Annotated in this window: 10 protein-coding genes; 7 read left to right on the plus strand and 3 right to left on the minus strand. The window is 73.9% G+C overall.

Annotated features, from left to right (window positions below; all coding sequences use genetic code 11):
- Positions 1-63: 63 nt before the first annotated feature.
- A complete protein-coding gene (locus tag AB0411_RS06495) occupies positions 64-1533 on the minus strand; it encodes a sugar transferase (protein WP_366416101.1) in 1470 nt (489 codons plus the stop codon).
- A gap of 313 nt (positions 1534-1846) precedes the next feature.
- Here AB0411_RS06495 and AB0411_RS06500 point away from each other — a divergent pair, with 313 nt between their 5' ends.
- Positions 1847-2524, plus strand: a complete 678-nt coding sequence (locus AB0411_RS06500; protein WP_366416102.1) for an AIM24 family protein — start codon at positions 1847-1849, stop codon at positions 2522-2524.
- A gap of 163 nt (positions 2525-2687) precedes the next feature.
- Positions 2688-3425: a ribonuclease H family protein gene (locus AB0411_RS06505; protein ID WP_366416103.1), complete on the plus strand. Its 738-nt coding sequence runs from the start codon at positions 2688-2690 to the stop codon at positions 3423-3425.
- Positions 3426-3467: 42 nt separating this feature from the next.
- Here AB0411_RS06505 and AB0411_RS06510 read toward each other — a convergent pair whose 3' ends face one another.
- Complete coding sequence (locus AB0411_RS06510; protein ID WP_366416104.1) at positions 3468-5729, minus strand: FUSC family protein; 2262 nt, start codon at positions 5727-5729, stop codon at positions 3468-3470.
- A gap of 419 nt (positions 5730-6148) precedes the next feature.
- Here AB0411_RS06510 and AB0411_RS06515 point away from each other — a divergent pair, with 419 nt between their 5' ends.
- Positions 6149-6694 carry a DUF4232 domain-containing protein gene (locus AB0411_RS06515; protein ID WP_366416105.1) on the plus strand — a complete coding sequence of 182 codons (546 nt, stop codon included), beginning with the start codon at positions 6149-6151 and terminating at the stop codon, positions 6692-6694.
- Positions 6695-6760: 66 nt separating this feature from the next.
- Here AB0411_RS06515 and AB0411_RS06520 read toward each other — a convergent pair whose 3' ends face one another.
- A complete protein-coding gene (locus AB0411_RS06520) occupies positions 6761-7717 on the minus strand; it encodes an NAD-dependent epimerase/dehydratase family protein (protein WP_366416106.1) in 957 nt (318 codons plus the stop codon).
- Positions 7718-8132: 415 nt separating this feature from the next.
- Between AB0411_RS06520 and AB0411_RS06525 the strand changes: the two genes are divergently transcribed.
- From AB0411_RS06525 to AB0411_RS06540, 4 genes are all read left to right on the plus strand, one after another.
- Positions 8133-8948 (plus strand): thioesterase II family protein, encoded by an 816-nt coding sequence (locus tag AB0411_RS06525; protein WP_366416107.1) that lies wholly within the window; start codon positions 8133-8135, stop codon positions 8946-8948.
- Positions 8945-10561, plus strand: coding sequence for an MFS transporter (locus tag AB0411_RS06530; protein WP_366416108.1), 1617 nt, complete (start codon positions 8945-8947; stop codon positions 10559-10561). Before AB0411_RS06525 ends, AB0411_RS06530 begins: the two co-directional genes overlap by 4 nt.
- Positions 10562-10838: 277 nt before the next feature.
- A complete protein-coding gene (locus tag AB0411_RS06535) occupies positions 10839-11102 on the plus strand; it encodes an acyl carrier protein (protein WP_366416109.1) in 264 nt (87 codons plus the stop codon).
- On the plus strand, positions 11102-12331 hold the full coding sequence (locus AB0411_RS06540) for a beta-ketoacyl-[acyl-carrier-protein] synthase family protein (RefSeq protein ID WP_366416110.1): 1230 nt from the start codon (positions 11102-11104) through the stop codon (positions 12329-12331). Before AB0411_RS06535 ends, AB0411_RS06540 begins: the two co-directional genes overlap by 1 nt.
- Positions 12332-12438: the final 107 nt, after the last annotated feature.

The raw sequence follows: 12438 nt of genomic DNA on the forward strand, positions 1-12438 counted from the left end.
CTGGTGCGCGGCCGGCGCCCGCCCCTCGGCGAGGCGCCGGCCGCACACCGGAGCCCTGTTTCCCTAGTAGGCACCGCGCCCGTCCACCACGGCGCGCACGGTCCGCACCAGCACACCGATGTCGCTGCCGTAGGACCAGTTGTCCACATAGCTCAGGTCCAGCGCCACGGTCTCGTCCCACGAGAGGTCGGACCGCCCGCTGACCTGCCACAGGCCGGTCAGCCCCGGCTTGACGGACAACCGGCGGATCTCGGTCCCGTCGTACCGCTCGACCTCCTCGGGAAGCGGCGGCCGCGGGCCGACCAAGGACATATGGCCGGCCAGGACGTTGAAGAGCTGGGGCAGTTCGTCCAGGGAGAAGCGCCGCAGCAGCCGGCCCACCCGGGTCACCCGCGGATCCCGCCGGATCTTGAACATCGCCCCGTCGTTCTCGTTGGCCGACTCCAGCGCGGCCCGCATCCGGTCGGCGGCGACCACCATCGTGCGGAACTTCCACATCCGAAACGGCGTCAGATCCCTGCCGACCCGGACCTGCCAGTAGAACACCGGGCCCGCAGTGGTGAGCCGTATGGCCGCCGCCACCGTGGCGAACACCGGCGCGAGCAGTACCAGCAGCAGCAGGGCCCCCAGCCGGTCGGTGGCCTGCTTCAGCAGCACCGGCAGCCCCCGTCGCGCCGCCGGGTCGATGTGCATCAGGGTCAGGCCCGCCGCCTTGGCCAGCCGGACCCGGTGCTGTGAGACGTCGATCAGCCCAGGAAGTATGGCCAGATTCCGCCCCTCGTCGTGCAACGCCCAGGCCAGCCGCCGTACCCGCGACGCCGAGAGCCGACGTCCCGGTGCCACGAAGACGAGATCGGCATCGAGTTCCGCGGCGCACCGCAGGACGGTCTCCCCGTCCAGCGCCCCTTCGGGCGACTCCCCGTCGGAGGCGATCCGCGCGGCCACGGGCAGCGCCGAGTCGGTGGCCTCCTCGCCGACGAGGCAGCTGCCGACGACCACGTATTCGTGGTCCGTGCGGTGCGCCAGCTCCGCGAGCACCACATCGACGGCGCCCGCCTCCCCGACGACCAGGACGCGTCGCAACGCCTGCGCACGGCGGCGCATCGCCAGCAGATACCGGTGTACGAGCTTGCGCCGGGCCACGCTCAGCCCCAGGCAGGGCAGCAGCGCGAGCACACAGACCTCGAGGTCCGCGTCGATCCGTGCCCCGACGCAGATGACGGCCAGCACGCCCAGCATGGTCAGCCAGTCCCGCACGACCGGCAGCGCCGCGTCGCCCCCGCTCAGTTCATCTCTGGTGTAACGATTCTTCGTTGTGCCGACCGCCAGCCACGCAAGACAGGCCAGCACCGCCGTGAGCCACGGCTGCGGCTGCCGTGTCACGGCACCGAGCACGCCGACCGGCACCAGGGTGCCCACGGCGTCCACGGCCCATGCCAGCCGCACGAGCCGGCGCTCGGCCGACCGGTGCCCGTCCTTCTCCCTGCGCTGCGGCGCACGCTCTAATCCGGCTGTTCCGGCGGGTGACTCCATCACCCGTGATCCGGCAGCTTCGAACAACCCCATGGCCCCCCACTTGGTCGTCCCCTCACCTTCCGGCGCGGCTGGAGCCCCCCGGCCACCCAATCCGCCTCCGTGTTCGGACGTGACGCTAGAGCACGTTGCGCCCGACTGCTGTGGTTTACCTAATTTGAGTGTTCTTGTGTCCCATTGTTTACAGGCCAACATTTTGTGTGATCGGGTTTCGGCCTCGCTCCGCGGCCCGCACCGGGCGGCCCGCACCGCCTCGTGTCCGCCGCCGGACTTCTCGATGTACCCGGTCCGCGTCCCGCTTAGCATGCAGGCCATGAACAGCGATCTCTTCTCCTCCGAGAACATGGCCACGCCCGCCACCGCGCCCGGCATGATCCAGCAGAACGCGAAGTCCATCAAGTACGCCCTGGACGGCGAGTGTTATGCACGGCAGGGCTCGATGATCGCCTACCGCGGCGACCTGCAGTTCGAGAAGCAGGGGCAGGGCGTCGGCAAGTTCCTCAAGCGCGCGGTCACCGGCGAGGGGTTGGCGCTGATGGCCGTACGGGGCCGGGGCGAGGTGTGGTTCGCGCACGAGGCCGCCAACTGCTTCGTCATCGACCTCGCCCCCGGTGACGGCATCACCGTCAACGGCCGCAATGTGCTGTGCTTCGACCCGTCGCTCTCCTACGAGATCAAGGTCGTCAAGGGCGCCGGCATGGTCGGCGGCGGGCTCTTCAACTCCGTCTTCAGCGGACAGGGCAAGCTGGCGGTGATGTGCGAGGGCAACCCCCTGGTCATACCCGTGTCCCCGCAGTCCCCGGTCTTCGTCGACACCGATGCCGTGGTCGGCTGGAGCAGCAGCCTGCAGACGACGCTGCACCGTTCGCAGAGCCTCGGTTCGATGCTGCGCGGCGGCTCCGGCGAGGCCGTCCAACTCCGCCTCGACGGCGAGGGTTTCGTGATCGTACGACCCAGCGAACTCCGCCCGGAGAAGGCAGCCGGCAACTGACCCGGACCGCCGGTGCGCCCCGCGGGACGGCGACGGAACAGGGCCGGCCCGCCGGACGCCGGCCCGTCGTCGGGGACCCTGCTGCGGTGGGGGACAGGGGCCCGCGGCGGGCCCGGCACCGGCCCCCGCGGAGGCGACTTCGCCCGGTGCGTCTCCGGCTGGCATGATCGCGCCCATGGCTGAACGCGTGATCGCCGCCTGTGACGGCGCGTCGAAAGGAAACCCCGGGCCCGCGGGCTGGGCCTGGGTCATCGCCGACGGTGCGGAAACCGTGGTGCGGTGGGAGGCCGGGCCGCTGGGCTCCGCGACGAACAACGTCGCGGAGCTCACCGCCCTGGAACGCCTGCTGGCCGCCACCGATCCGGCCGACGCCCTGGAGATCCGGATGGACTCCCAGTACGCGATGAAGGCCGTCACCACCTGGCTGCCCGGCTGGAAGCGCAAGGGGTGGAAGACCGCCGCGGGCAAGCCGGTCGCCAACCAGGAACTCGTGATGCGCATCGACGCGCTGCTCACGGGCCGCTCCGTGGAGTTCCGGTATGTGCCGGCGCACCAAGTGGACGGCGACCCGCTCAACGACCTCGCCGACCGGGCCGCCAGTCAGGCAGCGGTCGTCCAGGAGGCCGCCGGCAGCGAGCTCGGCTCCCCGGAGCCGCCGCCCTCCTCGGGCGCCGCCAAGCCCGCCGGATCCCGCCGGCCGGCCGCCGGCGGGGCGGCGAGGACGGCGTCGGCGTCCTCGCCGAAGCGGCGCACCTCGGGGAACTCGACGCGGACGCTCCACGCCAAGTTCCCCGGACGCTGCCGGTGCGGGCGCTCCTACGCGAAGGGCGAGCCCATCACCAAGAACCCGGACGGCTGGGGGCACCCCGACTGCCGCTCCGGTGCGGGCAGCGGCGGCTGAGCCCTGCGGTGAGCCGGGCCGCGGCCGCCGGGGCCCGAAGGGCTAGGGCTTGTTGCCCTTCGGGCCCGCCACCGGCACGCCGAGCGGGCGGGCGATACCCACCACCCCCTCGTCGAGGCGCTGGAGGTGCCGCAGCACGCGGAAGGTGACGGTGCCCGACTGCAGGGCCCCGGAACCGGCGGCGTCCAGCATCGCGGCGATGCTGACGCCCGATTCCACCGCGCCCTCGGTGGTCTCCTCCAGCACCCGCGCGACGATCAGGTCGATGTTGTGCGCGATCCGCCGGCCGGCTCCCGCCAGCCGCGGATCGGCCGCGATGGTCTTGCTGTACGGCACCAGTTCCGCCGTCGCCGCCAGGGAACGCGCGTGGTAGGCGGAGGTCTCCAGGAGCGCGACCAGGTAGCGGACGGTCCGCCGCCGTACGCGCAGCGGGGTGATCGGGTGCGTCAGGGGCTGGGTGGAGGCGCGCAGCTCGTCCAGGGCGGTGTCCAGATCGCGTGCCTTGCCCAGCAGGTCGACGGCCGGCCCGCCGCTGAGCTGTTCCACCGCGGCCGAGGCGACGTCCCGCAGCCGGACCAGCACCGTGCCCAGCAGCTCGTCCGTGCGGCGGTCCGTGTGCACCGGCAGCACGAGGACGGCGGCGATGATCCCGCAGGCGGCGCCCAGCGCCGTCTCCTCGATGCGCAGCACCAGCACGGAGAAGCTGTAGGTGTTGAGCAGGGTGTAGAGCAGCCCGAGCATCGCGGTGACGAAGAACGACATCAGCGCGTACGACAACGGCGCGGTGAACCACATCCCGAAGATGCAGAGCAGCACGAGGGCGAACGCGGCCCAGGTGTGGTTGCCGACCAGGCCGGCCAGCGCGACACCGGCGACCACGCCGAGGGCCGTGCCGACCAGCCGGCGGTAGCCCTTGACCATGATCTCGCCGGTGGACGCGGTGTTGAGGAAGACCACCCAGCAGGTCAGCACCGCCCAGTACCAGCGCTGGCTGGAGAGGAACTCGCCGCCGATGATGGCCAGGGTCGAGCCCACCGCGACCTGGAACGCGGCACGGGTGGTGGGCCTTTGGAACCCGGTACGGTCCTCCTCCGCCTCGTCGGTCTCCTCGGCGCCGACGATCGCGAGGTCCTCGGCGTCGAACTCCTCGCGGGAGCGGGTGGTGGCCGGGGAGTCGTCCGATTCGTCCTGCGGGCCGTCCAGCGCCAGGCGCAGACCCAGGACGGAGCGCGCGGCCTCACCGAGTCCGCGGAAGACGTCCTGGACGACGGGTGAGGCGCGCGGCAGGTTGTCCTCTTCGCGGTAGCCGAGCAGCCGGTTGCGCACATGGGCCAGCCCGGTGCCGCGGTCGTCGGGCGCGCGCCGCGCGACCAGCAGGAGCAGGGAGTTCAGGTCCCGGCGCAGGGTGACGGTGGCCTCGTCCTCGGTCCGGACGGGGGCCGTCGTGGCCGGTACGGGGGCGTGCGGGAGGTGCATGGTGAGGGTGTCGGCCCGCTCGGCGCTGCGGGCGTTGAGGATCAGCATGCCCAGGCGTTCGGCGGCGATCTCGGCCTCCGCGACGCGGCGTTGCACCAGTCGCGCCGCGGCCGCGTCCCGGGTGCCCTCCTCCAGGAGGCCCTGGATCATCAGGGCCGCCTCGTGCAGCCGGGCGGTGTGCCGCCGCAGGTCGTCGAGGACCTTGTCCCGTTCGTCGGGGCCGGCGTCCAGCAGTTCCAGCTGGGTGGCCAGCAGCTGGGCGAGGCGCGCCCGGAAGGCCTCGCGCAGCCGGTCCAGGGTGCGCTGGGGCGTCTGCGGGACGACGGCGAAGCGGACGACCGCGCTGCAGGCGAAGGCGATGCCCAGGGTCAGGTACAGCTCGGGGAGGGTGGGCACCGTGGCGTGCACGAACAGCGAGACGAAGTAGACCTGAAAGCCGATGAGGCCGAGCGCGGTGCCGCGGTCGCCGAACCGCCGGGCGTAGACGGCACTGAAGATCAGCAGGACGAAGAACAGGTCCCCGGGGACGACCAGGGCGTGCAGCACCGCCGCCAGGGACATGGCGGCGAGCGCGACCGGCAGGCCCAGCGCCAGCGTGATCGCCTGGCCGCGCACCTCCTTCTCCTTGACGGCGAAGGTGGCGACCATGGCGGCCATGGCGCCCGCGACCATCAGCGTGACGCCGGTGTGGAGCAGGGCGAGGGCGACGAGCGTGAGCACGATCGCCCCGACCGTCCGCAGCCCCGCCTTCAGTCGCAGCAGCCCTGGGTCGGATGCCGCGAAGCGGTCCCAGGTCCTCGTCCGAGCCCGCCGTATCGCTGCCCTCACGGTGCCGTACACTCCCACTTCTTGCCATCATCCGGGATGCCCCAGCATCGCACGTCTGATCGGAACGACTTCATCCGCATCGGCCCCGGGCCCCGCATGGCAGGTGTGAGCGCATTCCCCGCGAACTCCCCGCTCCCTTCGCTCTCTTACCTCCTCCTTCGCCTCTCTTTGCCCCGTTGCGCCCTCCTTTGTCGCTCTCGCGCCCTTGCTTTCCCCGGTGTTAGCCGCGCGTTAGCCGATCATCAGTGGGGGCGCCCAGGGTGGGTGGCGCGGAACGAAAGAGAACCCGCCGACCGGTCCCGCGGTCGGCTCCACGGCCGGGGGTGCCCTCGCGGGTGGCCGGGGAGCGCCGTGCGGGCCGGGCGGTGGACGCGCACCGGGGTCTCTCCCGGTGCCGGAGAAGAAGGAGTTGATGACTGATGACCATCCGTGGTCTGCGTACCGCCGTCACCGTCGCCGCCGCCGTTGCCCTCGCCGCGGGAGCGGGCGCCGGCATGGCCTCCGCGGCGGGTACGGCAGGACCGGGCGCCGCCGCGGCCGCCGCGTGCGGCCCGGGGACGCTGAAGGTCGCGACCACCAGCGCGGGGTCGAGCCAGGCCGGCATGAACCACCAGGGCACCTACCTGAAGGTGACCAACACCGGCGGGAGCACCTGCGCGATAGACGGGTACCCGGGGCTGGCGCTGGAGGGCGCCGGGCACACGGCCCTGAAGACCACCCCGCACCACGGTGACACCTACTTCGCCAAGGACCCGGGGGCGCACCGGATCACCCTGAAGCCGGGCGGGAGCGCCTTCGCGGACCTGGTCTGGACGCACGCCGGCCCGTCCTCCGCGCAGGCCAAGTACCTGCAGGTGTCCCCGACGGGCAGCAACTCGCACGGCGTCGTGGCGTTCGACAACGCCGTGGACGGCGGGAAGCTGTCCGTGACGGCCTGGTCGGCGACGCCGCCCGCCGCCTCCTGACCGCTGCCGGCAGGCCGGAGGCCCGACGCGTGGGGGCGTCGGGCCTCCGGCCTGCGGACGACCGGGTCAGCCGCGGGCGCCGGCCAGCAGGCCGCGGTACCAGTCGACGGTGGCGTCGAGGGTGGCGCTCAGCGGGGTCGGGTGCACGCCGAAGGTCCGCGCGAAGGCCGTGGAGTCCACGATCTGCGGCTCGGTGTGCTGGTAGAACATCTCCGCGTACTCGTTCATGAAGGCTTCGTCGAACGGTCCGAAGGGGCGCGGCTCGGGCAGGACCACACGGTGCAGCTGGCGCCCCACCCGCTCCTCGATCATCGTGTGGATCTGGCGCGTGGTGACGGCCGGCGCGGTGGGCAGATGCCACACCCTGCCGTCGCCCACCGGGAGTTCGCCGAGGGTGGCGAGGCCGGTCGCGACATCCCTGATGTCCGTGTAGCTGTGCGGCAGGTCGATGTCGCCCAGGCCGAGGACCTCCCCTCCGGTCAGCGCGCCGGGGAAGACCGCCCCGCCGAGCGTCGAGTTGAGCACGCCGGGGCCGACGAAGTCCGCCGCCCGCCCGAGGACGACCCGGGCACGCCCCGCGCGGTGGGAGTCGAGGTAGCGCTCGTCCAGCTCCGCCCGCATCCGTCCCTTGCGGCTGGTCGCCCGCCACGACGTGGCCTCCGTCATCACCTCCCCGTGCGTCGGGCCGTACGGGTACAGCGTGTCCAGGACGACCAGGCGGGCGCCCGTGGTCTCGACGGCGGCCAGCACCGCGCGCTGGACCCGGGGCATCACCTCGACCTGGCGGTGATAGTCGACGTTCACGCAGTGGTAGACGACGGCGGCGCCCTCGACGGCGGCCAGTGCCCCCTCCGGCGTGCTCACATCGGCCGCGCGCGGCTCGATGCCCTCGGCGGCGCCGTCCGGCCCGGAGCGGCTGACCAGTCGTACGGCGTGCCCGCGGCGGACGAGTTCGCCGGCGAGCGCGGTGCCTGCCGGTCCGGCACCCAGTACGGCGTGGAGGGGGCGTTCTGCAGCGGACATGGCGGTTCCTTCTCTACGGGGCGGTGGCCGGCGGGCGGGACCCGGGGGCGAGGAGCGGCGAGAGGCTTCACGGCGCTTCTCGTTCTGCGCCCTCGCTTCTGTTAGAGACTATAACGCTCGCGATGATGCGTAGCAATAGTTGTGCGGTCGTCCCGACTGCCGGGGCGGCTGCCGCCGTTGGTGTCAGAGGGCGGCGGTGCCGTGCGTGGTGTGTGGAGTGCGGCGGCGGGGGAGGGCAGGGTCGGCGTGGGCATCGGTCGTGTGCCCGGCCGGACGGCTCCCGGGCCCTGCCGGCCGGCCGTCCGTGGTGCCGGGGCCGCCCCGACGCCACGGCCGGACGCCGCCCCGTTCGGGGCGCCCGGCGCTACGAGGGCGGCGCCCGGACCAGTGCAGCGCGAGGCGAAGGGCGTGTGTCGTGGGTGTCGGTTTCACGGAAGAGTCGACGTCGGTGACGGTGGCGGCGTCGGCGGTGCCCCAGCGCGTGGTGCTCGCCGCCCGTCCGCAGGCGGCGCTGCGCCTGTACTGCGTGCCGCCCGCCGGGGCCGGCCCGGACTGCTATCTGCGGTGGGCGCCCCTGCTGCCGTCCTGGATCGAGCCGTGTTCCGTGGCGCTGCCCGGCCGGGGAGCCCGCTCGGCGGAACCGTCGCTGACCGATCCCGCCTACCTCAGCGCCCGGCTCGCCCCGGTGCTCGACGACTGGGCCGACCCCCGCCCGTTCGCCGTCTTCGGGCACAGCGCGGGAGCGCTGCTGGCCTACGAGGCGACCCGGCACCTGCGGCGCACCCACGGCCGCCTGCCCGCGCTGCTGGCGGTGTCCTCGCTGTCGGCGCCGCACCTCGACGCCTACAGCGCCGGTCTGCCGCCGCGCCTGACGGCCGGCCTGGAGGGCCTTCGCGAACTCGTCGGCCCGATCCCCGAACAACTGCTGGCCGACGCCCGTCTGATGGCCGCGGCCTGCACCCCGCTGCTGGCCGACTGCCTGCTGCTCCTGCACTACCGGCACCGCACCGGGCCCCCGCTGGACGTGCCGCTGGCCCTCTACGGCGGCGAGCAGGACCCGGTCACCCCCGTAGACGACCTCCAGTCCTGGAACGACCTGGTCACCACGCCCGCGGACCCCCGGCTCTTCCCCGGCGGGCACACCTACCTGCACACGGGGACGAAGGCGCTGGTGGACCACCTCACCGCTGCGCTGGACACCGTCATCAACCGGCCCGTGGCGACGGCATGACGGCCGCTTCGCCGGGCGGAGCCGCACGGCGCGCGGGCGCGGCCGCCGTGGTCTGCCTCGGGCTGTTCATGCTCGGCCTGGACCTGACGGTCCTCAATGTCGCCGTCCCCGATCTGCAGGGCGACCTGGACACCTCCACCGCGCAGGTGCAGTGGGTCGTGGACGGCTACGCCCTGGTGCTGGGCGGCACGGTGCTGGCCGTGGGAGCCTTCACCGACGCCTGGGGCCGGCGGCGTTCCTTCGTCTGCGGGGTGGCGGTCTGCGGGGCCTCCTCGCTCGGCGGCGCGCTGGCCGGTCACCCGTGGCAGGTGATCACGGCGCGCTGCTGCATGGGAGCCGGGGCCGCCCTGCTGATGCCGGCCACGCTGGCGGTCCTCCACCAGCTGTTCCCCGAGGCCCGGCTGCGCAGCCGGGCGATCGCCGCCTGGGCCGCGGTCGGCGGCATGGGCGGCCTGTGCGGCCCGGTCATCGGCGGCTGGCTGGTGGAGCACGCCTCCTGGCGCGCCGCGTTCTGGATCAACCTGCCGCTGGCCGGCACGGTCATCGTCCTGGCTCTGGTCCTGGTACCCGAGTCCCGGGCGCGGCGGCGCGACGGCTTCGACGTGCCCGGTGCCGTGCTGTCGGCCGCGGGGCTGCTGGCGCTGGTGTGGTCGATCACCGAGAGCCCGCACCGCGGCTGGACCAGCCCGGCCGCCCTCACCGGGTTCACCGCGGCCGCGCTGTTGCTGGCCGCCTTCGTCGGCCGGCAACTGCGCGCGCCCGCCCCCATGCTCCCGCTGCATCTGCTGCGGGTGCCGGACATCGGGGTGGCCGCGGCGGCCCTGGCGCTGATGTCCTTCGCCATGTTCGGGGCGCTGTTCGTCCTGACCCTCTACCTCCAAGGGGTGCTCGGCTACAGCCCCTTGCAGGCCGGGGTGCGGACGCTGCCGCTGCCGGCCGGACTCGCGCTCGGCGCGGTGTGCGCGGTGCCCCTGCGGGCACGACTGGGCGGCAGGCTCCCCGTCGTGGGCGGACTGCTGCTGGTGACGGCCGGCTTCGCCGTCCTGGCGACCACCACCCCCGACTCCGGCTACCCGCACTGCGCGGCCTTCCAACTGGTCGCGGGCGTGGGCGCCGGTCTGGTGGCGGCAGCCGCCACCGAGTCGGTGATGGGCTCGGTCGCCACCGACCGGGCCGGACTCGGCTCGGCCATCAACGACGCCACCCGCCAGGTCGGCTCCGCGCTCGGGGTCGCCGTCCAAGGCTCCCTGCTCGCCGCCGTCTTCACCTCGAAGTTCGGCGCCTCCCTCACCGGCCTGCACGCCCCGGCGCCGGTGGCGGAGGCGGCCGAGCACAGCCTGTTGTCCGTGCCCGCCCAGGCGATGCGCCTGCCCGGCCCACTGCGCGCCGGAGTGCTGGCCGCCGCGCGCCGGGCCTTCACGGACGCGATGACGCTCACCGCCGTCGTCGCCGGAGCCGTCACCCTGGTCACCGCCGCCGCGGCCGCCCGCTGGCTCGGCCGGCCGACGGGGCCCCACGACGCCCGCCTTGCCGCCGACGGCCGTGCCGGGCCGCCGGCCGCCGCCCCGGCCGCGGCCCGCGCAGGATCCGCCTCCGGGGTTATAGAGCGATAAGTCACTCGTACGGAGGTGCCTTCAAGGCCGCTGCCCGCGCACCGGTTCGGCGAAGGTAGGGAGCGCGAGACCGCTGCCCGCGCACCGGTCCGCGGTGCCGACCGCCGCCCGCCCGGAGCCGCGCGGCACGGCCCCGCCCGTGCCGGCCCGGTCCGGGACGCCCCGGTCCGCTGCGGAACGGGCGTGCGGTGCCCGTGCGCGCACCGGCGGACCGCGCCCGGACGGCACCGCGCCCGTGGCCTTCGCCGGCGCCACCCCACCCACCGAAGGAGTCACCGTGCCCACCAGTACCGAGCTGATCACCAGCACCCTCACCGAGACCTTCGACCTCGACCCGGCCGACGTCACCCCCGAGCGCACCTTCGAGGACCTGGGGCTGGACTCGCTGGCGCTCGTCGAGATGGGGCTGATGCTGCAGGAGCGCACCGGGATCTCGCTGGAGGACGTACCCCTGCAGACGACCATCGAGGAGCTGGCGGCCCTCATGGACGCCCGGGACGCCGGCTCGGTGCTGACCGCGGCACCGAACAGCGGGGCCTGATGACCGGTCAGTGCCGCGAGGTCGCCGTCACCGGCCTCGGGGTGATCAGCCCGGCCGGGATCGGCGCGGAGGCCACCTGGGACGGCCTGCTCACCGGCCGCTCCACCGCCGCCAGGGACCCCGGACTCGCGGGCCTGCCGGTGGACATCTCCTGCCGGGTACCGGACTTCGACACCGCCGCCCTGGTCGGCAGGAAGGCCGCCTGGCGGCTGGACCGCTTCGTCGCCATGGCCCTCCTCGCCGCCCGCCACGCCGTCGACGACGCCGGCCTGCGCCCCGCCGACTGGGACGCCGCGCGCGTCGGGGTGGTCATGGGGACCGGCACGGGCAGCATGGAGCGCTACCCCGGCGAGTTCGCCAAGCTCGCGGCCGGACGTCCCCTGGACATCTCACCGCTCGCCATCACCCGCAGCGTCCCCAACATGGCGGCCGCCGAAATCGCCCTCGACCTCACGGCCACCGGACCCAACTTCGCCGTCTCCACCGCCTGCGCCTCCGGCAGCAGCGCCCTGGGGGTCGCCCGTGATCTGCTGCGCGCCGGGACATGCGACATCGTCCTGGCCGGCGGGGCGGAATCCGCCTGCCACGCCATCCCCGCCGCCTGCTTCCACCGCATGGGAGCCCTCTCCCAGCGGACGACGGACCCCGCGGGCGCCTGCCGCCCCTTCGACGCCGGACGCGACGGCTTCGTCCTCGCCGAAGGCGCCGCCGTCCTGGTGCTGGAACGCCCCGCCCACGCGCGGGCCCGCGGCGCCCGCCCCCGCGCCCATCTGGCCGGCTACGGCGCGAGCTGCGACGCCTACCACTACGCCGCCCCCGATCCGGACGGCCGGGGAGCCGCGGCGGCCCTCACCGCGGCGCTGGCCGACGCCGGCGCGGCGCCCGCGGACATCGACCACATCAACGCGCACGGCACCGGAACCGGGCGCAACGACCTCGCCGAGGCCAGGGCGCTGCGCAGCGTCTTTCCCGAGCCCCCCGCCGTCACCTCCCTCAAGGGCGCGCTCGGGCACGCCATCGGAGCGGCGGGCGCCATCGAAGCGGCCGTCACCGTGCTGAGCCTGCAGCGGGACACCGTCCCGCCCACGGCCAACCACGAGGACACCGACCTCGACATCGACCTGGACATCGTGGCGAAAGTCCCCCGCACCACGGCCCAGTCCGCCGCAGCCAGCCTCTCCACCGGCTTCGGGGGCCAGAACGCCGCCCTGGTCTTCCGCTCCGCCTGACGTGCCCCCGGGCCGGCGAACAGCCCGGATGTGCGCCGGACTCCGCTCCTCGACGCGACGAGAGGACTCACCATGCGCCGTCGTACCGGGGCACGCACCCGCCCCGC

Origin of the sequence: Streptomyces angustmyceticus, assembly GCF_040701845.1 — a bacterium.
In the GTDB taxonomy this organism is placed as follows: Bacteria; Actinomycetota; Actinomycetes; order Streptomycetales; family Streptomycetaceae; genus Streptomyces; species Streptomyces angustmyceticus_A.

Bases quoted from the DNA above. Each gene is read 5' to 3' on its own strand.
- AB0411_RS06500 (WP_366416102.1), top strand. From the start codon at position 1,847: ATGAACAGCGATCTCTTCTCCTCCGAGAACATGGCCACGCCCGCCACC.
- AB0411_RS06505 (WP_366416103.1), top strand. From the start codon at position 2,688: ATGATCGCGCCCATGGCTGAACGCGTGATCGCCGCCTGTGACGGCGCG.
- AB0411_RS06520 (WP_366416106.1), bottom strand. From the start codon at position 7,717: ATGTCCGCTGCAGAACGCCCCCTCCACGCCGTACTGGGTGCCGGACCG.
- AB0411_RS06540 (WP_366416110.1), top strand. From the start codon at position 11,102: ATGACCGGTCAGTGCCGCGAGGTCGCCGTCACCGGCCTCGGGGTGATC.
- AB0411_RS06530 (WP_366416108.1), top strand. From the start codon at position 8,945: ATGACGGCCGCTTCGCCGGGCGGAGCCGCACGGCGCGCGGGCGCGGCC.
- AB0411_RS06515 (WP_366416105.1), top strand. From the start codon at position 6,149: ATGACCATCCGTGGTCTGCGTACCGCCGTCACCGTCGCCGCCGCCGTT.
- AB0411_RS06495 (WP_366416101.1), bottom strand. From the start codon at position 1,533: ATGGAGTCACCCGCCGGAACAGCCGGATTAGAGCGTGCGCCGCAGCGC.